The organism is Streptomyces sp. NPDC025721, assembly GCF_055558595.1.
The window spans coordinates 411,074-432,003 of record NZ_JBVHMF010000002.1 but is presented as its reverse complement, the minus strand read 5'-3'; the positions used below and the strand labels follow the sequence as shown (position 1 = coordinate 432,003).

Sequence of the window (20,930 nt, the reverse complement as noted above, 5' to 3'; positions counted from 1 at the left end):
CGACGGGGACACGGAGGACATATGTGGGGGGCGCGGTGGAGATCCCCCGCGCCCCCGTGTACTCCCGTACGCCCCGCCGCTGGTCAGCCGCGTGGGCGCATCCCGTCGAGCAGCAGATCGACCAGCCGTTCGGTGAGGTCGGGCGACAGTTCGGCGTCCGGCCGGAGCGTGGAGCGCGCCAGCATCGGTCCGGTCACGAAGTCGACCAGCAGCTCGACGTCCCTGCCCAGTTCCGGCCGGATGTCGCCGTCGGCCATGCCGCGCCGCAGCAGTTGGGCCAGCGCCTCACGGCGGGTGGCGATGACCGTGTCGTGGTAGCAGCGCCACAGATCGGGGCTGCTCTGCGCCTCGGTCAGCATCGTCCGCATCAGCGCGGACTCCCGCTTGGCCACACCGCGCCGCCGTATCGACTCGACCGCGACGATCAGGTCGTCACGGAAGGACGTGCCGGGCAGTTCGGGCAGCGGGTGGGAGTCGACCGTGGCGAGCACGTCGATCAGCAGCGCCTCCTTGCCCGGCCAGCGGCGGTAGACCGTGGCCTTGCCGACCCCGGCCTCCCGCGCGATGCCCTCCATGGACAGCTCGGACAGCGAGGTGCCCTCGGCGATCAGCCGCAGCACGGTCTCGATGACCGCGCCGTCGACGGCCGCGGAGCGCGGGCGACCGCGCCGCGCGGCCGACGTACTGGGAGGGTCGATCACTGCTCGGCACCCACCTTCTCCGGCTCCGCTGCGGCGTCGGGCGCCTGTCCGACCCGCTCCTTGGCGGGCAGGAAGACCAGGGTGACGACGGCGCCGACCAGGGCGACGGCCGCCGAGCACGCGGCGGTGATGTGCATGGCGTGGATGAAGGCGTCGTTCGCGGGCTGGATCAGCGACTGGCCCTTGGGGCCGAGCTTCTCCGCGATCCCGATGGTGGCCTGGATGGACTCCCCCGCCGAGTGCCGCGCGCCGGCGGGCAGGACGTCGAGGTGGTCGTCGATGCCGTTGCGGTAGACGGTGGACAGCACCGAGCCGAGGACCGCGACGCCGATCGCCCCGCCGACCTGCCGGAAGGTGTTGTTGACCGCGGACCCGGAGCCCGCCTTCTCGCGCGGCAGCGACGACATGATCATGACGGTGGCGGGCGGCATGACGTGCGCCATCGCCGTACCCATCAGGAAGAACAGCACTTCCAGCACCCAGATCGGCGTGGACTGGCCGAGCAGCAGGAAGCCGAGGAAGGAGATCGCGGTGAGGGTCAGGCCCGCGGTGCACACCGCGCGCGCCCCGAAGCGGTCGACCACCAGCCGGGCGCGCGGCGCGAAGACCATCTGCGCGGCGGCCAGCGGGAGCAGCAGCAGACCGGTCTTGAGCGGGCTGTAGCCGCGCACGGTCTGGGTGTAGAAGACGATGAAGAAGGTGACGCCCATCAGGGCGAAGAAGACCAGGCCGATGGCCGCGACGGAGGCGGAGAAGCGGCGGTCCTTGAAGTAGGTGACGTCGAAGGCCGGGTGGTCGCTGCGCTTCTCGAACAGCACGAAGGCGCCGAGGACGACGAGGCCGCCGACGATCGTGGCCCACACCTCGGGCTTGGTGAAGTCGCCGAACTGGCCGCCCTTGATGATGCCGTAGATCAGCAGGACCAGGCCGACGATGGAGAGCACCACACCGACCGGGTCGAGGCGGCCGGGGCGCGGGTCGCGCGAGTCGGGCACCAGGATGAACATGGCGATGAGCGCGGCGACCACGATCGGCACGTTGATCAGGAAGACCGAGCCCCACCAGAAGTGTTCGAGCAGCGCCCCGCCGGTGATCGGGCCGATGGCGATGGCGAGGCCGACCACGCCGGTCCAGATGCCGATCGCCTTGGGCTGCTCCTTGCGCTCGAAGACGTTCATGATGATCGCCAGGGTGGCGGGCATGATGAAGGCGCCGCCGAGGCCCATCACCGCGCGGTAGCCGATCAGTTCGCCCGCGGAGCCGGAGAACGCGGACAGCGCGGACCCGGCGCCGAACACGACCATGCCGAAGAGCAGGACCTTCTTGCGGCCGAGGCGGTCGCCGAGCAGGCCGGCGGTGAACAGCAGGCCCGCGAAGACCAGGGTGTAGGAGTTGATCGCCCATTCGAGCTGGCTCTGCGAGGCGCCGAGGCCGGTGGGTGAGGGCTGGGCGATGGTCTTCATCGCCACGTTGAGGATCGAGTTGTCCAGCACCACCACGAGGAGGCTGAACAGCAGCACGGTGAGAATCGCCCAGCGGCGGCGGTGGATCGCCTCCGGCACGTGGGACGGCGGGGCGGTTATCGAGTTGTCGGCCATGGAGGTCAGCCTAAGGTCTTATTCGATACGATCCCGTCTCGTATCGTAAAGGGGCGGCAAAAACGTGCCCCCTCTTTCCGGACCGGGCGAGCCGTGCCAGCATGGAAGGGATCCGGGGACGCCGTCAGGGCGCCTCGAGATGACTGAAGGAGCCGTCACCATGACGCAGCTTTCGGCTGCCCGCGCGCAGGGCCGTGACTCCCAGGCCGGCCAGGGCACGACCGCGACCGGCACGCCCGGCGCCCAGCCCGCCGACCACCCCAAGGCGCTCTACGGGGGCACCGGCACCCGTCGTATCACCGTCCGCGACCTGGCCCTGGCCAAGGAGCGCGGCGAGAAGTGGCCCATGCTCACCGCCTACGACGCGATGACCGCGTCGGTCTTCGACGAGGCCGGTATCCCGGTCATGCTGGTCGGCGACTCGATGGGCAACTGTCACCTCGGCTACGAGACCACCGTCCCGGTCACCATGGACGAGATGACGATCCTGGCCTCCGCCGTCGTACGCGGCACCAGCCGCGCGCTGATCGTCGGCGACCTGACCTTCGGCGCGTACCAGGAAGGTCCCGTGCAGGCCCTGCGCAGCGCCACCCGGCTGATCAAGGAGGCCGGGGTCGGCGCGGTCAAGCTGGAGGGCGGCGAGCGCTCCCTGGCCCAGACCGAGGCGATCGTCCGGGCCGGTATCCCGGTCATGGCGCACCTGGGCCTGACCCCGCAGTCCGTGAACACCATGGGCTACCGCGTGCAGGGCCGCGGCGACGAGGCCGCCCATCGGCTCGTCCAGGACGCCAAGGCCGCGCAGGAGGCCGGCGCCTTCGCCGTCGTCCTCGAACTCGTCCCCGCCGAGGTGGCGGCCGAGGTCACCCGCTCGCTCCAGATCCCCACCATCGGCATCGGGGCGGGCCCCGACACCGACGCCCAGGTGCTGGTCTGGACCGACATGGCCGGGCTCACCGGCGGCAAGGTGCCGCGCTTCACCAAGCAGTACGCCGATCTGCGCCGCGTGCTCGGCGACGCCGCCAAGTCCTTCGCCGAGGACGTCGTGGGCGGCGTCTTCCCCGCCGAGGAGCACACCTTCCACTGATCCCCTTCCCCTGATCCCGCGCCCGTCAGCGCAGGGCGGCGCCCCGGTTCTCCCGGGTGCGCCGCCCTTCTCGTTCCCGTCCGAAAACCTGTCCCCGTTCTTGCCCGCGTTCTCGTCCGCGTTCTCGTCCGGAACGGTTTTGTCCGGAACGGCCTGAGTCATCCGGGCCCGGCGTCCGTATACGGGGAGGGGAGCGGCGCGGAACGGGAGGAGGTCGGCATGGGTCCCGGCACGGGCGAACTCGACCCACGGCAGCGGGTACGGCAGGATGCCGCCGTGGACGGACCACCTCCCGGCGCCCCCGGGCCGCCGGAACCGCCGGAACCGCCGGTGTCGGCTCCGGAGGAGGAGCTGATGCGGGCGCTGTACCGCGAGCACGCGGGCGCGCTCTACGCCTATGTGCTGCGGCTCGTCGCGGGCGACCGGTTCCTGGCCGAGGACGTGGTGCAGGAGACGCTGCTGCGGGCCTGGAAGAGCGCGGCCAAGCTCGACCCGGCGGCCCGTTCACTGCGGCCCTGGCTGGTGACGGTGGCCCGGCGGATCGTGATCGACGGCCACCGCAGCCGCGGCTCCCGGCCGCCGGAGACCTCGCCCGCCGCGCTCGACCTGCTCCCCGCCAGGGACGAGCTGGAACGGTCGCTGCGGCTGATGACCATCTCCGACGCCCTGCGGGACCTGTCGGACGCGCACCGCGAGGTGCTGGTCGAGACATACTTCCGCGGCCGTACGGTCAACGAGGCGGCGGACGAACTGGGACTGCCGCAGGGCACCGTACGGTCGCGGGTGTTCTACGCGCTGCGGGCCCTGCGGAACGCGCTGGAGGAGAGAGGGGTGACCACTTCATGACACCGCACGTCGATGTGGGCGCCTATCTGCTCGGGGCGCTGGACGAAGCGGAGATGACCCGCTTCGAGGAGCACCTGGCCGAGTGCGAGAGCTGCGGCCGGGAGCTGGACGAGCTGAGCGGGCTGCTGCCGGTGCTCCACGAGATGCGCGAGGACGGCGTCGCCTTCGCGCACCCGCCCGGCGGTGACGCGATGCTCGGGCGGCTGCTCGACCAGGTGGCGCGCGAGCGCGGGGCGCGCAAGCGGCGGCGGCTGGCCGCGGTGGCCGCCGTGGCGGTGCTGGTGGTCGGCGGACCGCTGGTCGCGGTGCTGGCCACCGACGACGGCGGCGGGCGCCCGGCCGCCGGGGCCTTCGCGTCCGACCAGCGCTCCGCGACCAACCCGGAGACCGGCGTCAGGGCGACCGTCGGCATCGCGGACAAGGGCTGGGGCAGCGTGGTGGACCTGCGGCTGACGGGCGTGCGCGGCCCGCAGACGTGCCGCCTGGTCGCGGTCGCGCTGGACGGCAACGGCCAGACGGTGGCCACCTGGGCGGTGCCGGAGACCGGTTACGGCACGGACGCCCAGCCGCGACCGCTGACCGTGCACGGCGCCGCAGGACTGCACAAGGACTCGATCAGCCGCTTCGAGATCCGGGCGGCTGACGGAACACTGCTGGTCAGCGTGCCGCTCTAGCGTTACCGACCGATCGGTGACCGGTCGCTGACAGGTCGCTGACACGCCACCGATACGGTCGGTCCCCGGCTGTCGGCGCGATGTCGGCGCGGTGTCAGCGGCGCCCGCCATTGTTGTCGGCATGACGAAGCGACTGACTGACGGCGGCGGGCACTCCGCCGTAGAGGTACGGGGTCTGGTCAAGCACTACGGTGAGACCAAGGCCCTCGACGGGGTGGACCTCGATGTCCGCCAGGGCACCGTACTCGGCGTGCTCGGCCCGAACGGAGCGGGCAAGACCACCCTGGTGCGCGTGCTGTCCACGCTGGTCCAGCCCGACGCGGGCTCGGCGTGGGTCGCCGGATACGACGTGCTCAAGCAGCCCCGGCAGCTCCGCCGGGTGATCGGCCTGACCGGCCAGTACGCCTCGGTGGACGAGAAGCTGTCCGGCCGGGAGAACCTGTACATGATCGGGCGGCTGCTCGACCTGTCCGGCACGGACGCCAAAGCCCGCGCCAACGAGCTGCTGGAGCGCTTCTCGCTCACCGAGGCCGCCAAGCGCCCGGCCCAGGAGTACTCGGGCGGCATGCGCCGCCGCCTCGACCTGGCGGCCAGCATGATCGGCAACCCGGCGGTGCTCTACCTGGACGAGCCGACCACCGGCCTGGACCCCCGCACCCGCAACGAGGTGTGGGCCGAGGTCCAGCGGATGGTCTCCGAGGGCGCGACCGTCCTGCTCACCACCCAGTACATGGAGGAGGCCGAGCAGCTCGCCAACGAGCTGACGGTCATCGACCGCGGCCGGGTGATCGCCAACGGCCGGGTGGAGGAGCTGAAGGCGAAGGTCGGCGGGCGCACCCTGGTGATCCGGCCGAGCGAGCCCTCGATGGTGGCGGCGATGGCCGAGGCGATCTCCGGCGCCGGACTCGACGGGGTGGCGGGCGCCACCGCCGACCGCGAGGACGGCGTGGTGAGCGTGCCGATCCTCAGCGACGAGCAACTGACCGCCGTGGTCGGCCTGCTGGGCACCCGCGGTTTCTCCATCGCGCACATCGGCACCCACCTGCCCAGCCTGGACGAGGTCTTCCTCGCCATCACCGGCAAGAAGTCCGACGACGGCGCGGGCCAGCCCGACGCCCGGCCGGACGAGGACACCCGGATCGACGACAAGAACGAAGTGGAGGTCGCGGCATGAGCGCGGCTACGGCGACGGTCACCGCGCCCGCGAAGGCAGCGGCCACCGGCGAGGGACGGATCGGCCTGCGGGCCAACCTCCGGCACATCGGCGCGCTCGCGCGCCGCAACATGCTCCAGATCAAGCAGGACCCGGAGTCGATGTTCGACGCGGTCCTGATGCCCGTCATCTTCACCCTGCTGTTCGTGTACGTCTTCGGTGGCGCGGTGGCGGGCAAGGGCAACCAGCAGGAGTACGTGAACTACGTGATCCCCGGCCTGATGGCCATGATGGGCATGAACATCTCCATGGCCGTCGGCAGCGGAGTCAACGACGACTTCCGCAAGGGGGTCATGGACCGCTTCCGCACGATGCCGATCGCGCGGTCCTCGGTGCTCATCGCGAAGATCGTCGTCGAGATGGGCCGGATGATGATCGCCATCGCGATCCTGCTGGGCATGGGCTTCGCGCTCGGCCTGTCCATCCACACCGATGTCCTGCACCTGTTCGGGGCCATCGCCCTGTCGGCGGTGTTCGGCGCCTCCCTGATGTGGATCTTCATCCTGCTGGGCCTGGCCATGAAGACGCCCCAGGCGGTCCAGGGCGTCGCCATGCTGGTGCTGATGCCCCTTCAGTTCGGCAGCTCGATCTTCGCGCCGCCGACCACCATGCCCGGCTGGCTGGAGGGCTTCACCAAGGTCAACCCGCTGTCCAACCTGGCCGACGCGGCCCGCGGGCTGATCAACGGCGGCTCGGTCACCCACCCGGTGCTGATCACGCTGGCCTGGTCGGTCGGCATCACCGCGGTGACGATGCCGCTGGCGGTGGCGCGCTTCCGCAAGAAGACCTGACCCGGCCGCCGGGCCACCCGGCACCGGTTCGCGTCAGTCCACGTCACGCATGAGAGCGACGGCCTCCTCCAGGGTGAGGCCGTCGCTCTCCGCGTGCGCGGCCTCGTACCCGGCGTCGGTGAGCAACTCCCGCAGCCGGCCCTCCGCCTGCTCCATGTCCTGCCGCTCGGCCGGGGCCATCACGGACGGCCGCAGGCGGCCGTTGGCGTTGAGCAGCGCCACCGCGCGGCGCGCCCTGCGCACCGCGCGCTCCTGGTCGGCGCCGTCCGCGGTGGCGAGCATCGTCAGCAGATCCACCACCCCGGGCGAGAGCATGATCGCCAGCCGCGGGGTGATGACGGTGGCCAGCGGGTGGCGGCTGAGCTCCGCGACACCGTCGTCGATCAGCCGCAGCCCGGTCTCCGGGTCGCCGGCCCGGCCGATCAGGGAGCCGCGCATGGCGTGCAGCAGCCCCTTGATGAAGCCGGGCACACCGTTGGCGTGGCGGACCGTCGCGTCGAGGGCGTCGTCGATCAGCTCCAGCGCCTCGTCGAACCTGCCGCGGCGGCTGAGCACCTGGGCGAGCAGCACCCGGCCGAAGAAGCCCGCGCCCTCGCTGGCCGCCGCGTACTTGTCGGCGTCCGCGACCCCCTCGCGCAGCAGCCGCTCGCCCTCGTCCTCCTCGCCCGAGTGGAACAGCGCCTCGCCCATCCGGACGGTGAGCACCGGTACGTGCTGGTGGGAGCCGATCTTGCGGGCCAGCGCGATGCCCTCGCGGCAGCATTGCGCGGCGCGCGCCCACTCACCGCCGTTGGAGGCCGCCTCCGCCTCGGCGGACAGCGTCTCCGCGGTGCCCCACTCGTCACCGAGCCGCTGGAAGAGCCCGCGGCTCTCCGCGATGTCGGCCAGCGCGTCGGCGAGCCGTTCACTGATGTCGTTGTTGATCTTCGCGCGCAGTTGCAGCGCGAAGGCCAGCTCCCACTGCCGCCCGTGGACGCGGCAGCTCTCCACGGTCTCGTCCATCAGCGGGCCGAGCCGGGAGAAGTCGCCGGAGAAGAAGGCGCCGTAGGGCCGCAGGATGCCGGGGAAGCGGGCGGACTGCGGCAGATGCGGCGGGTAGGTCTCTATCAGCGCGCGGCCGATACGGGCCAGCTTCGGGTGCTCCCACCAGTCGGTCTCGCCCTGCATGGACGCCATGTCCTCGATCCGCACCCAGCGCCTGGCCTCCAGCAGCCGCTCGCCCTCCAGCGGCGGCGGATCGTCCAGCGGGCCGCGGTCCAGCGGTTCGAGGGCGGGCGGCGTCCCGAACGGGTCGGGACCCATCGCGGCCACCGCCGCGGGCCAATGGCGGCGCTCCGACTGGTAGTTGCGGACCTCCCAGAACCAGCAGCAGCTCAGCACCAGCAGCAGCGCGTCCTGCTCGTCGCCGGTCTCCACCGCCCGGCGCAGCGCGGCCCGCAGATTCTCGTGCTCGCGCTCCAGCCGTTCCAGCCATACGAGTTGGCCCACGCCCTCCTCGCCCGCGCCCCGGTGCTGACCGCGCCCCGCGCCGCGCAGCATCGGGTCGGCGGTGCGCACGTACTCCCTGAAGTACGTGAGGTGCCGCCGCTCGACGGCCGCGCGCTCGCCGGACTCCTCCAGGCGCTCGGCCGCGTACTCCGAGATCGTCTCCAGCATCCGGTGGCGTACGCCGTCGTCGGTGAGGTCGGCCAGCACGAGGGACTTGTCGACCAGGGAGGCGAGCAGCGCAGCGGCGTCGAGGGCGTCGATGCGGACGCCCTCGCGGGCGCCGTCCGCCGCTTTCGCCGGGTCGGCTTCGTCGGGGTCGGTCCCTTCGGGGTCCGGGCAGATCGCCTCGACGGCCTCCAGGGTCCAGCCGCCGCGGAAGACGGCCAGGCGGCGGAGCAGGACGCGTTCGGCCGGGTCCAGCAGGTCCCAGCTCCAGTCCACGACGGCGCGCAGCGTCTGCTGGCGGGGCAGCAGCGTACGGCTGCCGCCGGTCAGGAGGCGGAAGCGGTCGTCGAGGCGGTCGGCGAGCTGGCGCGGCGAGAGGCTGCGCAGCCGGGCCGCGGCCAGCTCGATGGCCAGCGGCAGCCCGTCCAGGCGGCGGCACAGCTCGGCGCAGGCCACCGGGTCCTCGTCCACCGAGAAGCCGGGCCTGGCCGCCGCGCCCCGGTCGGCGAGCAGCCGCAGCGCCGTCGGGTCCGGCAGCGGGTCCAGCGGCCGTACCAACTCGCCCGGTACGCCCAGGGGTTCGCGGCTGGTGGCGAGCACCGAGACGCCCGGGCAGTGCGCGAGGAGCTGTTCGGTCAGGGTCGCGGCGGCGCCGATCACGTGCTCGCAGTTGTCCAGCACCAGCAGCAGCTCGCGGCTCGCGCAGTAGTCGGTGAGCTGCCGGGCCGGGTCCTTGGTCTTGGTCTCGACGGACAGCGCGGCCTCGGTGGCGCTGCCGGAGTGCAGCAGCGTCTCGCGCAGCCCCAGCGAGCTGATCACCGCCTCGGGCACCGTCCGCGGATCGCTGACCGGCGCCAGTTCGACGTACCAGACGCCGTCCTTCCAGCGCGGCGCCACCAGGTCACCGGCCTCCTGCGACAGCCGCGTCTTGCCCGTGCCGCCGGGTCCGGTGAGCGTGACGAGCCGGGCGCGCGACAGGTCGCCGCGCACCGCGGCCAGGTCGGCCTCGCGGCCGACGAAGCTGGTCAGCCGCGCGCGGGCGTTCCCCGGTACGGGCCGGGCCCCGCCCGCAACGGCCGCGCCCCGACGCCCGAACGCACCGCCGTCAGCCGCCTCGCCCGCGGCGGCGCCCATGACGGCCCCGCCGGGGCCGTACTCGGCCGGGCCGCCCTGCCCGTCTCCGCCCGAAGCGGGTCCGGTCCGGTGGTCCTGGCCGACCTGTCCGTGATCGGCCGGGCGTGGGCCGGGGGCCGCGGTCGGGCCGCGGGTGTCGGATCCGGGGGTGGGCGTTCGGGTGCCGCGGGCCCGGCTCTGCGCCCTTCCGGCCGCGGAACCGCCCGGGCCGGGCGGAGTCCCGACCGGACGGTCACCCGGCAGCGGCGGGGGGTTCAGCAGTTCCGCGTGCAGGGCGCGCAGTTCGGGGCTGGGGTCGGCGCCGAGCTGGTCGGCGAGGTCACGGCGGACCGACTCGTACGCGGCCAGGGCGTCCGCGGTACGGCCCGCGGCGCGCAGGGCGCGGATGTGGAGGGCGCGCAGCGGCTCGTCCAGGGGGTGCGCGGCGGCCAGCTCCGCCAGCTCGGGGAGGATCGGACCTGCCCTGCCGAGGGCCAGTTCCGCGGTGAGCCGCTGCCGCTGGGCGTCCCGGCGCAGCGCCTCGCTGCGGACGGCGGCCGTGTCCCGGTCGGGCAGGTCCGCGAGCGCGGCCCCGCGCCACAACGCGAGCGCGTCGCCGAGCAGCCCGGCGGCCTTGACCGGGTCGCCGTCGGCCAGCGCCCGCGCCCCCTCGTCGGCCAGCCGCTCGAACCGGTAGAGATCCACGTCCTCGGGCACCGCCTCCAGCCGGTAGCCGCCGTCGACCGAGCCGACCGCGTCATGGCCGATGGCCCGGCGCAGCCGACCGATCAGCGCTTGCAGCGCGCCGGTCGCCCCGGCGGGCGGGTCGCCGTCCCACACCTCGTCGATGAGCGCGTCCGCGCCGATCACCCGGCCGGGCCGCAGTGCGAGCGCTGTCAGCAGCGCGCGCAGCCGACCGCCCGCCAGTGCGGCGGGCGTGCCGTCGTCGCGCAGAGCCTGGGTGGTGCCGAGAATCGCGTATCGCACGGCCCCATTGTTACGGAGCCCGCACGGTCACCGCGCCCCGGTCGGCCCCGGTCCGCCCGCGGCGGCGAGGGCGTACGGTCCACGCGGGGGCGGAGGCGTGGCGTCCGCTCGCGCGCCTCCGTACAGCGGTGGCCCGGGGTGACGCGGCGTTGGAACCTGGTCACGCCGCCGGACGTTTCCCGGGCACGGCCTGTGTCGTTTCCGTCCCGGATGGCATGATCGGGCGGCTGCCTCAGGCCGCGTCCGTCCCCACCACCGTCGGTCCCCCCACCGTCGGGCCGCGGGGCCCGCGCACGACCTCCCGTAGCCTCAGCGCCCCACCGCCCACGCCAGGAGCCCGTCCATGAGCGTCACATCGATCCGCAGGGCCGACCGTCGCGGCGACAGCGACCGGAGGATCAGCCCGGTCTTCCTCGCCATCGTCGCGGTGATGGCCGTGTCCGGCTGGGCGGTGTGGAGCCAGTTCGCCTCCGACCACGGCTTCGCGGTCTTCCTGTTCGTCGTGTCCGGCTGGGTCGTCTCCCTATGTCTGCACGAATACGCGCACGCACGCAGCGCCCTGCACAGCGGTGACATCTCCATCGGCGCGAAGGGCTATCTGACCCTCAACCCGCTGAAGTACACGCACGCGCTGCTGTCCATCGTGCTGCCGGTGGTCTTCGTGATCCTGGGCGGCATCGGCCTGCCCGGCGGGGCCGTCTTCATCGAGCGCGGCCGCATCCAGGGGCGCTGGCGGCACAGCCTCATCTCGGCGGCGGGCCCGCTGGTCAACGTCGCCTTCGCGGTGCTGCTGATGCTGCCGTTCGCGCTCGGCGCGCTGGACTCCTGGCCGACCGAGTTCCTGTGCGCGCTCGCCTTCCTGGCGATGCTCCAGGTGACCGCCGCGATCCTGAACCTGCTGCCGGTCCCGGGCCTGGACGGCTACGGCATCATCGAGCCGTGGCTCTCGCCCGCCGCCCGCCGGCAGTTCGAGCCCTTCTCACAGTTCGGCCTGCTGGCGGTCTTCGGTGTGCTGTGGATTCCGGCGGTGAACGTGAAGTTCTTCCACGCCATCGACACCGTGATGGGCTGGCTGCACGTGCCGCGCGACTACGTGGACTACGGCTACACGCTGTTCCAGTTCTGGCGGAAGTGACGTCAGCTCTGCGGCTGGCCCGTCGCGTCGGCGGCAGCGGCGGCGTCCATCTTCGCCTTGCGGAAGTAGTACCAGCACATGTTGCTGGTCAGCCCGGCGAGCAGCACCCACACGATGCCCAGGAAGCTGCCGTGCGCGAAGGACACCACCGCGGCGGCGACGGCGAGCAGGCACGCGATGAGGGCGTAGAGGGCGAGGCGGGGCATGGGGTGCGGCTCCTGTCCGGGCGGACGCGTACGGTCGTCCGCCATTGTCCCCCATGCCCCGGACCGCTCGGGACGGGCTCGTACGTCTCGGACGTACGGCTCGCGTGGCCGGCCCGGGTGGCCGGCCTGGGTGGCCGGCCCGGCTATACGGCTCGGATGCGGCGCGGCTACGGCTCGATGCGGCTCAGACGTCGGTGAGGCGCAGGCCCGCGTGGGCCTTGTAACGGCGGTTGACCGAGATGAGGTTGGCGACCAGCGACTCGACCTGGTGGGCGTTGCGCAGCCGGCCCGCGAAGACACCGCGCATGCCGGGGATACGGGCGGCGAGCGCCTGGACGATGTCGGTGTCGGCGCGGGCCTCGCCGAGGACCATCACATCGGTGTCGATCTCCGCGATCTCCGGGTCCTGGAGCAGCACCGCCGACAGGTGGTGGAAGGCGGCGGTGACCCGCGAGTCCGGGAGCAGGGCGGCGGCCTGCTGGGCGGCGCTGCCCTCGTCGGGCTTGAGGGCGTACGCGCCCTGCTTGTCGAAACCGAGCGGGTTGACGCAGTCCACGACGAGCTTGCCCGCCAGTTCCTCGCGCAGTGACTCCAGGGTCTTGGCGTGGCCGTCCCACGGCACCGCGACGATCACGATGTCGCTGCGGCGGGCGCACTCCGCGTTGTCCGCGCCCTCGACGCCGAGGCCGAGTTCGGCGGCGGCGGTCTGCGCGCGCTCGGCGTTGCGGGAGCCGATGACGACCTTCTGGCCCGACCTGGCCAGCCGGTAGGCGAGCCCGCGGCCCTGGTCACCGGTGCCGCCGAGCACTCCCACCACCAGGCCCGACACGTCGGGCAGCTCCCAGGGGTCCTTGGCCGGTGCCTTGGCCGGGGTCTTCACGTCCTCAGGGGTAGTCATACCGGCGATCCTGCCAGGTGCGGGCGGTGTTCGACGGCGTTCGGTGGCGCGGATCACTCCGGGGGCGCAAGGATGCCGTGCCATGGACGCCGTACGGGTCGCGCTGCTGCGCGAAGTGCTCGCCGGAACGGAGTGGCCGCGCGCCGCCCGCGCCTTCGGCGGGACGCTCAGAACCGCGGTCCAGCGCGGGCCGGGACCGCTGTTGCTCGTCGGCACCGACGCGTACGAGCCGTGGCATCTCGCCGCGCACCTCGACGACGAGGCCGCCTGGAGCGGGGTGCCCGAACTCTCCCCCACGCTCCTGCGGTTCCGCGTGCCGCCGGGCGCGCCGCCGCATCTCGCCGTCGGTCTGCGGCGGCTGGCCGCCGCCGGGCGCGGCGAGACCGTGCTGCTCGTCGCCCCCGACCGGCCGGGGGCCGGCATCCTCGAACGCGTCCACGACGCCAGGCGCTCCGGCGCCACCGTCCTCGCCCTGTCCGCTTCCGCGGAGGGTCACCCTTTCGACGGCGTCGCCCACGACGTCCTGAGCCCGCCCTCGCCCGACGCGCCCGCGCTCTCCCTCGACGTCCTCCAGCACCTTGTCAGCTCCGCTGCGGGTGAGGCCACGGCCCCTCGCCGCCCCCCTTTCCGCGACCCCCTCTCCCGCCTGGCCGACCACCTCTCCACCCCTCCTCCCCGCTGGTAACCCCACCCCCCGTTCACCTCGCCCAGGTGGGTGCCCCCGGGGGCGCGGCCCCGGTGCGGTTCTCGGCTGCCGCCGCGTGGGCGCACCCAGCCACCGCGCTCCCGCAGGTCACCACCCGCCCCGGCGGGGCAATTCGGTTGTCGCCGGGCCACCGGCCCGGTGGGGGGCGGGCCGGGCGGGAGGAAAAGGCTTTGCGGGGGGAGGCCGGGCCGGGGAGCATCGCCCTACGTGACAGTGACCGTGACCGATGACCCCCCACCCCCGCGGAAGCGGAAGAGGGCGTTGCTCCCCGACATGACGCCGTGGCGCACCTCGGCGGACTTCCGGCGAATGTGGCTGGCGGGAGCCATCACGACGTTCGGAAGCTTCCTGACGTTCGTGGCCCTGCCGGTGCAGATCAAGGAGCTGACGGGCTCGGCCGTCGCGGTGGGAGCGATCGGCGCGGTGGAGCTGGTGCCGCTGATCGTGTTCGGGCTGTACGGCGGGGCGCTCGCGGACGCGATGGACCGGAAGCTGCTGATCAACGCGACCGAGGCGGCGCAGGGCCTGCTGGCATTGGGGCTGCTGGTCAACACGGTGGTGCCGCACCCGGTGGTGTGGCCGCTGTACGTGGTGGCGGCGCTGTCGAGCGCGCTGACGGGACTCCAGCGGCCCGCCCTGGACGCGATCGTGCCCAGGATCGTCCGGCGCGACCAACTCGCCGCCGCTGCGGCGCTCAACGCGCTGCGCTGGCAGGTCGGGGCCATCGCGGGCCCGTCCGTCGCGGGCCTGGTGATCGCGTACGCGGGCCTTTCGTGGGCGTACGCGGCCGACGCGGCGACCTTCGCGCTCTCCGTCGCGCTCGGCCTGGGGCTGAGCCGTTCACCGGCCGCGCACGACGCGAAGCCGCCCTCGCTGCGCTCGATCGCGGAGGGCGCGCGCTACGCGTGGAGCCGCAAGGAACTCCTCGGCACGTACGCGATCGACCTGGCGGCGATGTTCTTCGCGTACCCGGCGGCGATCTTCCCGTTCCTCGCGGACGACCTGCACGCGCCGTGGTCGCTGGGCCTGATGTACGCGGCCGGGTCGGTCGGCTCCCTGGCGGTCAGCCTGACCAGCGGCTGGACCACCCGGATCCACCGGCACGGCCGGATGGTGGTGTACGCGGCCGTGGGCTGGGGCCTGGCCATGGCCGCGGCGGGCTGGACGGGCCGGATCTGGCTCGTACTGCTGTGCCTGGCGGCGGCGGGCGGCTGCGACATGATCAGCGGCGTCGGCCGCTCCACGATGTGGAATCAGACGATCCCCGACGAGCTGCGCGGACGCCTGGCGGGGATCGAGCTGCTGTCGTACTCGGTCGGCCCGCAGCTCGGTCAGCTCCGCAGCGGCGGCGTGGCCGCCCTCACCACCGCCCGTACCTCCGTCTGGACCGGCGGTGTCGCGTGCGCGGCGGCGGTCGTCGCCCTGGCCGCCGCTCTCCCGAAGCTGATGTCGTACGACGCGCGGCAGCACCCGGCGGCGGCGGAGACGGAGAGCGGGACGGAGAGCGGAGCGGAAGGCGGCACGGAAAGCGGTACGGAAACGGCACCCGCGACCGCGTCCTGACGACCGGCTCCGCCCGACTGCTCCGTCAGGAGGCCCCCGGCCTGTCGTTCCCGGCGTCCTGGCCGTCACCGTCGGCGGTGTCGTGCCACTTCGGGTCGGTGTCCCACTGGAGATTGCGCTCGGCGGCGGTGTCCATCGCCCGCTGCGCCTCCTCGCGGGTGGAGTAGGGGCCGAAGCGGTCCTTGGCGGGGCATTCGGGCCCCTCCTCGACCTTGTGGTGCTCGATGCAGTAGAACCATTCGCCGGGCTTTCCGGCCGGCTTCTTCGCCCTGAACAGCGCCATGATCGTCTCCTGTGGTCGGGGGTGCCGCGGGTGGCCGCCTGCGGCCATGTTCCCCGATCGGGCGCGGATACACTCGTCGGCATGTCTGGTCAGTCGCTGCTCGTTCCCGGCAAGCTCTCCCCCACCCGGCACGTGCCGGCCTCGATCCCGCGCCCCGAGTACGTGGGCAGGCCGGGGCCGGCGCCGTACACCGGGCCCGAGGTGCAGGACGCGGAGACGGTCGAGAAGATGCGGACCGCCTCGCGGATCGCGGCGCGCGCGATGGAGGAGGCCGCGAAGGCCATCGCCCCGGGGGTGACGACCGACGAGCTGGACCGGATCGCGCACGCGTACATGGTGGACCATCAGGCGTACCCCTCTGACCTGGGCTACCGCGGCTTCCCCAAGTCGCTGTGCACGTCGGTGAACGAGGTGATCTGCCACGGCATCCCGGACTCGACGGTGCTGCGCGACGGCGACATCGTGAATCTGGACGTGACCGCGTTCATCCACGGGGTGCACGGGGACTGCAACGCCACGTACTTCGTGGGCGACGTCGCCGAGGAGTCGCGGCTGCTGGTGGAGCGCACACGGGAGTCGCTCGACCGGGCGATCAAGGCGGTACGTCCCGGGCGGCAGATCAATGTGATCGGCCGGGTCATCGAGTCGTACGCGAAGCGCTTCGGGTACGGCGTGGTGCGGGACTTCACCGGGCACGGCATCCACACCGCGTTCCACTCGGGGCTGATCATCCCGCACTACGACGACCCGCGGGCGACGACGGTGATGCGGCCCGGCATGACGTTCACCATCGAGCCGATGCTGACGCTGGGCACGCACGAGTACGACATGTGGGACGACGGCTGGACCGTGGTCACCAAGGACCGCAAGCGCACCGCCCAGTTCGAGCACACGCTGGTGGTCACGGCGGACGGCGCGGAGGTGCTGACCCTGCCATGAACCGTCGGAGCCTGTGTCTGGCGGCGGCGGCGACCGCGCTGGCGGTGCCGTTGGCCGGTTGTGTCACCGTGCACGGTGAGCGCGCGGACATCGCGTCGGTGCGGCCCGCGGAGGCGGCCGAGGTGCTGGCGAATTTCGCGAAGGTCAACAACGCGGCGACGAAGGCGTACGACGAGTCACTGGTCGCCGAGATCGAGTCGGGCGCGCTGGGCGCCATCGACGAGGCGGGGGTGCGGGCCAAGCACGCCAACCACCCCGAGGGCAACGCGTCGTTCACGCCGCTGGCCTTCTCCGACTCGCGCTTCCTGGTGCCGAGGCAGCGCGGCTGGCCGAAGTTCTTCGTGGCGGACACCGCGACCAACCGCGGCGGCGACTCGCGGTGGCTGCTGGTCTTCCGCCGGTTCACCGCGGGCGACCCGTGGAAGGCGTCCTTCCTTGCCGTCATGGCACCGGACGCGCTGCCCGCCCTCGCCACCGACAAGGACGGTCTGGTCGAGGCGTTGCCGGCCGCGGGCACCGATCTGCTCGTGCAGCCGGGCCGGTTGAGCACGGCGTACACCTCGTATCTCCAACAGGCTCCCGCCGCACCGGCGTTCGCCGACGGTCCGGCGACCTCCGAGCTGCTGGCCGGGCGCGACAAGAACCGGCGTACGGCCAACTCCGTGACGCAGTACGCCGATCAGCCCGCCGACGGCGGCGACTTCACCCCGGTCGCGCTGCGTACCAGGTCCGGCGGCGCGCTCGTGCTGTTCGCCAGTCGCCATCAGACCCGCGCCACGTACCGCGAGGGCTACCAGCTCAGCATCGACCAGGACACCAAGGCCCTGATGACCGGCACCCCCCGCACCTCCGTCACCCTCTCCCGCATGTCCCAGCAGGCCGCCACGGTCCCCGCCCGCAGCGCGGGACCGGACGCGAAAACGACCGTCCTCAGCCGCCTGGCGGGCCTGGTCTCGGCGACGGGCGCGTAGGGACTCAGCGGGGACGGGTTCTGCGGGGACGGGCCTCAGCGGAAACGGGCTCTGCGGGGACGGGCTCAGCGCGTGCGGGCGACCGGTTCCGGCTCGGGTTCGTAGGCGAACTGAGCGCAGGCGTCGGTGAGGATGTCGAGGACGGGGAGCGGATCGGGCAGCGGGAGGTCGGGGCCGAGGTCGGGGAGCCAGACGACCGTGCCGCCGGACGGCAGCCGGGCCGGGGGCAGCAGCACATAGCTGCCGCGGCAGTGCCAGCGGATGCCGGGGTGCTCGTCGGCGGTCTCCGGGTTGCAGTCGAGGGCGCAGGGCCACCACTCGTCCTCGTCGGCGGGGGTGCCGCGGGTGGCGGTGAAGAACAGCATCCGGTCCTCGCCCTGGAGGGCGACCGGGCCGATGGTGGCGCCGTCGGCGGTCAGCCGTTCCAGCGCGACGCGGCCCGCTTCCGCGGGGACGTCGAGGACGTCGTGGTTGAGCCCGGTGGCGGTGATGAAGTTGGCGAGCGGCTGGCCGCTGAGCCACTGGGCGACCCGCTGCGGGTCGGTGCTCGCCTGGGTCTGCCACGCCTGCGAGACGGGGTGCACACCGGGGATGTGACAGCCGATCCGGTCGCACGAACAGCCGAAGCCCTCGGGGTGCACGGCCGGTGCGACGGGATACGAGGCGGCGACGGCCGCCTGGATCAGCTCGTCACGGCGCAGGTCGTCGGCGGCAGCGGCGGCTGCCGCCCTGGCCGCCCGGCTGTTGCCCGAAGCGCTCTCCGTACGGCGGCGCAACCAGTCGGACACCCTGCTCTTGCCTGCCATCGGGCTCCTTTCCTCGCCACTCCCGTCCCGCGGACCACGGTACGCGGACGGTGGAGCACATCCTCCCTCTTGCCAGGAATGAACACCCACCCGGGGTGGAAGTGTTCCCCTGGCGGCCGTTTCCGACATCATGTCGGCAACCTATTGACTTAGGTAAGCCTAAGTTGGGAGGATCGAGGTCGGCGCACAGCCTTGACCAGGAGGTTCCTTTGACCACGTCGATTCCGTCGGCCACTTCGGACACGTCGGCCACTCCGGACGCACCGTCCGCCGCATCCCCCTTCTCCGCCGTGATCCGCGCCGCGACCCGGGCTCAGCACCAGGAGGCGCACGACTCGACCTTCATGGACGACCTGCTCGGCGGGCGGCTCGGCGTGGACGCGTACGCGCGCTACACCGAGCAGCTCTGGTTCGTGTACCGGGCGCTGGAGGAGGGCGCGCACCTGCTGGCCGACGACTCGGTGGCCGCGCCCTTCACCCGCACCGAGCTGCTGCGCGTCGCCTCCCTCGAACAGGACCTCGACCACCTGCTCGGCGAGGGCTGGAAGGACCGCGCGACCGCGCTGCCCGCCACCGCCCGGTACGCGGCCCGGGTGGCCGAGGTCGCCCGCGAGTGGCCCGCCGGTTATGTCGCGCACCACTACACCCGCTACCTCGGCGACCTCTCCGGCGGCCAGGTCGTCCGCGGTGTCGCGGAGAAGACCTGGGGCTTCGCCCGCAAGGGCGACGGTGTCCGCTTCTACGTCTTCGAGGGCATCGACAACCCGGCCGCCTTCAAGCGCGAGTACCGCGAACTGCTGGACGGCCTCGCGGTCGACGACCTGGAGAAGCAGCGGGTGGTCGAGGAGTGCAGGACCGCCTTCGCGCTGAACATCGCGGTCTTCCGGGAGCTGGGGGACGCCTTCCCGCTCTCCGCGTGAGGGCGCGCTGTCCGTACGACCCCCGCGAAGCCGGGCGGCCCACCTGAACTCACGGTGGGCCGCCCGGCTTTCGGCTGTGCCTGAGGTCTTCGCGGCGGACGGTGCCGCGTCAGACGGTGCCGCGTCAGGCGTCTTCGCGTCGGACGGTGTTGCGTCAGACGGTGTTGCGGCGGCGGGCCACGGTGACGGTCGCGGCGGCGCCGGTCACCAGCAGGGCGCCCGCGGCGGCGAGCAGCGCGGCGGACGGGGTGCCGGAGCCGGTGGAGGCCAGCTCGCCGTCGGTGGTGAAGTCGTTGCCGGTGCCGCCGACCGTGCTGCCGGAACCGCCGGTCGTACCGCCGCTGGTGGAGCCGCCCGTCGTACCGCCGTCGGAGGAACCGCCCGACGAACCGGCCGACGGGCTCGGCGAACCGGTCGGCAGGGTGGCGCTGTCGTCCAGCGAGACGGCGACCGTCACCGGGTCGAGCGCGTCGCCCGCCTTGTAGAAGCCGCTGAACGCCTTCGCGCCGTCCTCGGTGAGCACGGCGGAGGCGCCGGAGACCGTGACGACGTCGCCGTCGGCGGTCGGCGCGACACCGCTCAGGGTGGCCACGGCGATGCCCTTGTAGTCGGTGACCTTGCCCGAGGCCATGTCCTTGGCCGACACGTCGGCGGTGAGGGTGCCGGTGGCGCCCTTGGCGGCCACCGTGAAGTTGCCGAACTTCAGGTCGAGCGCGTACGTGCCCTGCTGGAGGTGGCCGAGGAAGCGGACGCCGCCGGAGAAGGAGGCGTTGAGGGTCTTGGTGTCGGCGTCGTAGGTGCCGGCGCCCTTGGGGAAGCGGTAGCCGGAGGCGGTGCCGGTGGCGCCGTCGGTGAGCTCCACCTTGCCGTCGGCGATCGGTCCTGTGACGTAGGAGCGGAAGGACTGCTTGACGCCCCAGTCGAGGTTGCCGTCCACGACGGCGGCGGGCCCGCCGGGCGCGGTCGTGGTGGGCGTGGCGGTCGGCTCGCCGGTGGGCTCGCCGGTGGGCTCGCCGGTCGGCGGGTTGGTGGTCGGCGCGGTGGTCGGCGGCGTGGTGGGGGCGGTGGTCGGCGGGGTGGTGGGCGGCGTCGTCGTCGGGGCGGCGCCCGGAGTGACGGACAGGTCGGCTGCGTCCAGCGCCGTACCGGGCTGGTACATGCCGTTGAAGGCGCTCGACCCGTCGGCGGTCAGCGTGGCCGGGATGCCGTTGAAGGTCATCGCACCGCCCGCGCCGCCGCCGGGCCTGACGTTCGACAGGTCGAGCGTGGCGAATTCCACGTCGTTCGACGTGCTGCCCGCGGCGGTCACGTCGGCGGTGATCCTGCCCGTGGTGCCGACGGTGACGACCTTGAGGTCGGCCAGCTTGATGTCGAAGCCGTGCAGCGTGGACGCGAACTCGACGCTGCCGTCGAAGCCGACGGTCACGCCGTGCGTCGACGTGTCGTACGAGCCTTGGCCGTTGGTGAAGTGGAAGGTGCCGTTGGAGTTGGCGGTCGCGCCGTCCGCGGTGGTGATGGTGCCCCCCGCGGGGCCGGTCACGTACGAGCGGAACGACTGCTTGACGCCCCAGTCGAAGGTGCCGCCGGTGAGCGGTACGGCCGGGGACGACGGCGAGTCGGCGGCGGCGAACGCCGGGACCAGCAGGGCGGTGGCCGCCCCCGCGGTGGCGGTGGCTATGGCCAGGGCGAGCGCGCGGGAGCTGAGGCGGGCGGTCATGGGGTGGTGTGCTCCTTGTGTTCCTCGGAAGGTGGTGCTCGGTGCGGTGGTGCCCGGTGCGGGCATGCGGCCGTACGGAGGGCGTACGGGCCCTGCGGCCGCACGCTGCGTGCGGCCGTACGCGTC

At 72.8% G+C, this 20,930-nt stretch carries 19 protein-coding genes; 11 read left to right on the top strand and 8 right to left on the bottom strand.

The features are described from left to right. Positions 1-83: 83 nt before the first annotated feature. Both ACZ4EF_RS05895 and ACZ4EF_RS05890 read right to left on the bottom strand, forming a co-directional pair. A complete protein-coding gene (locus tag ACZ4EF_RS05895; protein WP_355334485.1) occupies positions 84-701 on the bottom strand; it encodes a TetR/AcrR family transcriptional regulator in 618 nt (205 codons plus the stop codon). Further along, positions 698-2,299 carry an MFS transporter gene (locus tag ACZ4EF_RS05890; protein ID WP_467502963.1) on the bottom strand — a complete coding sequence of 534 codons (1,602 nt, stop codon included), beginning with the start codon at positions 2,297-2,299 and terminating at the stop codon, positions 698-700. The genes ACZ4EF_RS05895 and ACZ4EF_RS05890 overlap by 4 nt, the downstream gene beginning before the upstream one ends. A gap of 160 nt (positions 2,300-2,459) precedes the next feature. On the opposite strand from ACZ4EF_RS05890, the gene panB reads away from it, so the two are divergent. The 5 genes from panB to ACZ4EF_RS05865 all read left to right on the top strand — a co-directional run bounded on the left by panB (position 2,460) and on the right by ACZ4EF_RS05865 (position 6,907). Then, positions 2,460-3,383, top strand: a complete 924-nt coding sequence (panB, locus tag ACZ4EF_RS05885; RefSeq protein WP_467502961.1) for a 3-methyl-2-oxobutanoate hydroxymethyltransferase — start codon at positions 2,460-2,462, stop codon at positions 3,381-3,383. Between the two features lie 219 nt (positions 3,384-3,602). After that, a complete protein-coding gene (locus ACZ4EF_RS05880) occupies positions 3,603-4,229 on the top strand; it encodes a sigma-70 family RNA polymerase sigma factor (RefSeq protein ID WP_355334493.1) in 627 nt (208 codons plus the stop codon). After that, complete coding sequence (locus ACZ4EF_RS05875; RefSeq protein WP_355334496.1) at positions 4,226-4,903, top strand: zf-HC2 domain-containing protein; 678 nt, start codon at positions 4,226-4,228, stop codon at positions 4,901-4,903. The genes ACZ4EF_RS05880 and ACZ4EF_RS05875 overlap by 4 nt, the downstream gene beginning before the upstream one ends. A 121-nt stretch (positions 4,904-5,024) precedes the next feature. After that, the gene (locus ACZ4EF_RS05870) at positions 5,025-6,077 is read left to right on the top strand and encodes an ATP-binding cassette domain-containing protein (RefSeq protein WP_467502958.1); all 1,053 of its coding nucleotides are present in this window, start codon (positions 5,025-5,027) and stop codon (positions 6,075-6,077) included. Beyond that, positions 6,074-6,907, top strand: a complete 834-nt coding sequence (locus ACZ4EF_RS05865; RefSeq protein WP_188280623.1) for an ABC transporter permease — start codon at positions 6,074-6,076, stop codon at positions 6,905-6,907. Before ACZ4EF_RS05870 ends, ACZ4EF_RS05865 begins: the two co-directional genes overlap by 4 nt. Positions 6,908-6,940: 33 nt before the next feature. On the opposite strand, the gene ACZ4EF_RS05860 is transcribed toward ACZ4EF_RS05865, so the two are convergent. Further along, the gene (locus ACZ4EF_RS05860) at positions 6,941-10,660 is read right to left on the bottom strand and encodes an AfsR/SARP family transcriptional regulator (RefSeq protein WP_467502955.1); all 3,720 of its coding nucleotides are present in this window, start codon (positions 10,658-10,660) and stop codon (positions 6,941-6,943) included. Positions 10,661-11,003: 343 nt separating this feature from the next. On the opposite strand from ACZ4EF_RS05860, the gene ACZ4EF_RS05855 reads away from it, so the two are divergent. Further along, a complete protein-coding gene (locus ACZ4EF_RS05855; protein ID WP_391160037.1) occupies positions 11,004-11,795 on the top strand; it encodes a site-2 protease family protein in 792 nt (263 codons plus the stop codon). Between the two features lie 2 nt (positions 11,796-11,797). Here ACZ4EF_RS05855 and ACZ4EF_RS05850 read toward each other — a convergent pair whose 3' ends face one another. Together ACZ4EF_RS05850 and npdG are read right to left on the bottom strand one after the other, a co-directional pair. Beyond that, positions 11,798-12,001, bottom strand: a complete 204-nt coding sequence (locus tag ACZ4EF_RS05850) for a hypothetical protein (protein WP_355334509.1) — start codon at positions 11,999-12,001, stop codon at positions 11,798-11,800. A gap of 184 nt (positions 12,002-12,185) precedes the next feature. Next, positions 12,186-12,899 (bottom strand): NADPH-dependent F420 reductase, encoded by a 714-nt coding sequence (gene npdG, locus ACZ4EF_RS05845; RefSeq protein WP_355334512.1) that lies wholly within the window; start codon positions 12,897-12,899, stop codon positions 12,186-12,188. Between the two features lie 82 nt (positions 12,900-12,981). Between npdG and ACZ4EF_RS05840 the strand changes: the two genes are divergently transcribed. Together ACZ4EF_RS05840 and ACZ4EF_RS05835 are read left to right on the top strand one after the other, a co-directional pair. After that, positions 12,982-13,584, top strand: coding sequence for a hypothetical protein (locus ACZ4EF_RS05840; RefSeq protein ID WP_467502952.1), 603 nt, complete (start codon positions 12,982-12,984; stop codon positions 13,582-13,584). A 294-nt stretch (positions 13,585-13,878) separates the two neighbouring features. Beyond that, complete coding sequence (locus ACZ4EF_RS05835) at positions 13,879-15,168, top strand: MFS transporter (protein WP_355334515.1); 1,290 nt, start codon at positions 13,879-13,881, stop codon at positions 15,166-15,168. Positions 15,169-15,193: 25 nt separating this feature from the next. Here ACZ4EF_RS05835 and ACZ4EF_RS05830 read toward each other — a convergent pair whose 3' ends face one another. Further along, positions 15,194-15,451 carry a hypothetical protein gene (locus ACZ4EF_RS05830; RefSeq protein WP_391160044.1) on the bottom strand — a complete coding sequence of 86 codons (258 nt, stop codon included), beginning with the start codon at positions 15,449-15,451 and terminating at the stop codon, positions 15,194-15,196. Between the two features lie 81 nt (positions 15,452-15,532). Between ACZ4EF_RS05830 and map the strand changes: the two genes are divergently transcribed. Continuing rightward, positions 15,533-16,390 carry a type I methionyl aminopeptidase gene (gene map, locus ACZ4EF_RS05825; protein ID WP_355334521.1) on the top strand — a complete coding sequence of 286 codons (858 nt, stop codon included), beginning with the start codon at positions 15,533-15,535 and terminating at the stop codon, positions 16,388-16,390. After that, complete coding sequence (locus tag ACZ4EF_RS05820; RefSeq protein ID WP_401853055.1) at positions 16,387-17,361, top strand: SCO2278 family lipoprotein; 975 nt, start codon at positions 16,387-16,389, stop codon at positions 17,359-17,361. Before map ends, ACZ4EF_RS05820 begins: the two co-directional genes overlap by 4 nt. Positions 17,362-17,426: 65 nt before the next feature. Here the strand turns inward: ACZ4EF_RS05820 and ACZ4EF_RS05815 are convergent, their stop codons facing one another. Beyond that, entirely contained in the window at positions 17,427-18,167 is a 741-nt protein-coding gene (locus tag ACZ4EF_RS05815) for a bifunctional DNA primase/polymerase (RefSeq protein WP_355334526.1), read from the bottom strand. A gap of 221 nt (positions 18,168-18,388) precedes the next feature. Between ACZ4EF_RS05815 and ACZ4EF_RS05810 the strand changes: the two genes are divergently transcribed. After that, a complete protein-coding gene (locus ACZ4EF_RS05810) occupies positions 18,389-19,087 on the top strand; it encodes a biliverdin-producing heme oxygenase (protein ID WP_391044249.1) in 699 nt (232 codons plus the stop codon). 154 nt (positions 19,088-19,241) lie between these two features. Here ACZ4EF_RS05810 and ACZ4EF_RS05805 read toward each other — a convergent pair whose 3' ends face one another. Then, positions 19,242-20,804, bottom strand: coding sequence for an HtaA domain-containing protein (locus ACZ4EF_RS05805; RefSeq protein ID WP_467502947.1), 1,563 nt, complete (start codon positions 20,802-20,804; stop codon positions 19,242-19,244). Between the last annotated feature and the right edge of the window lie 126 nt (positions 20,805-20,930).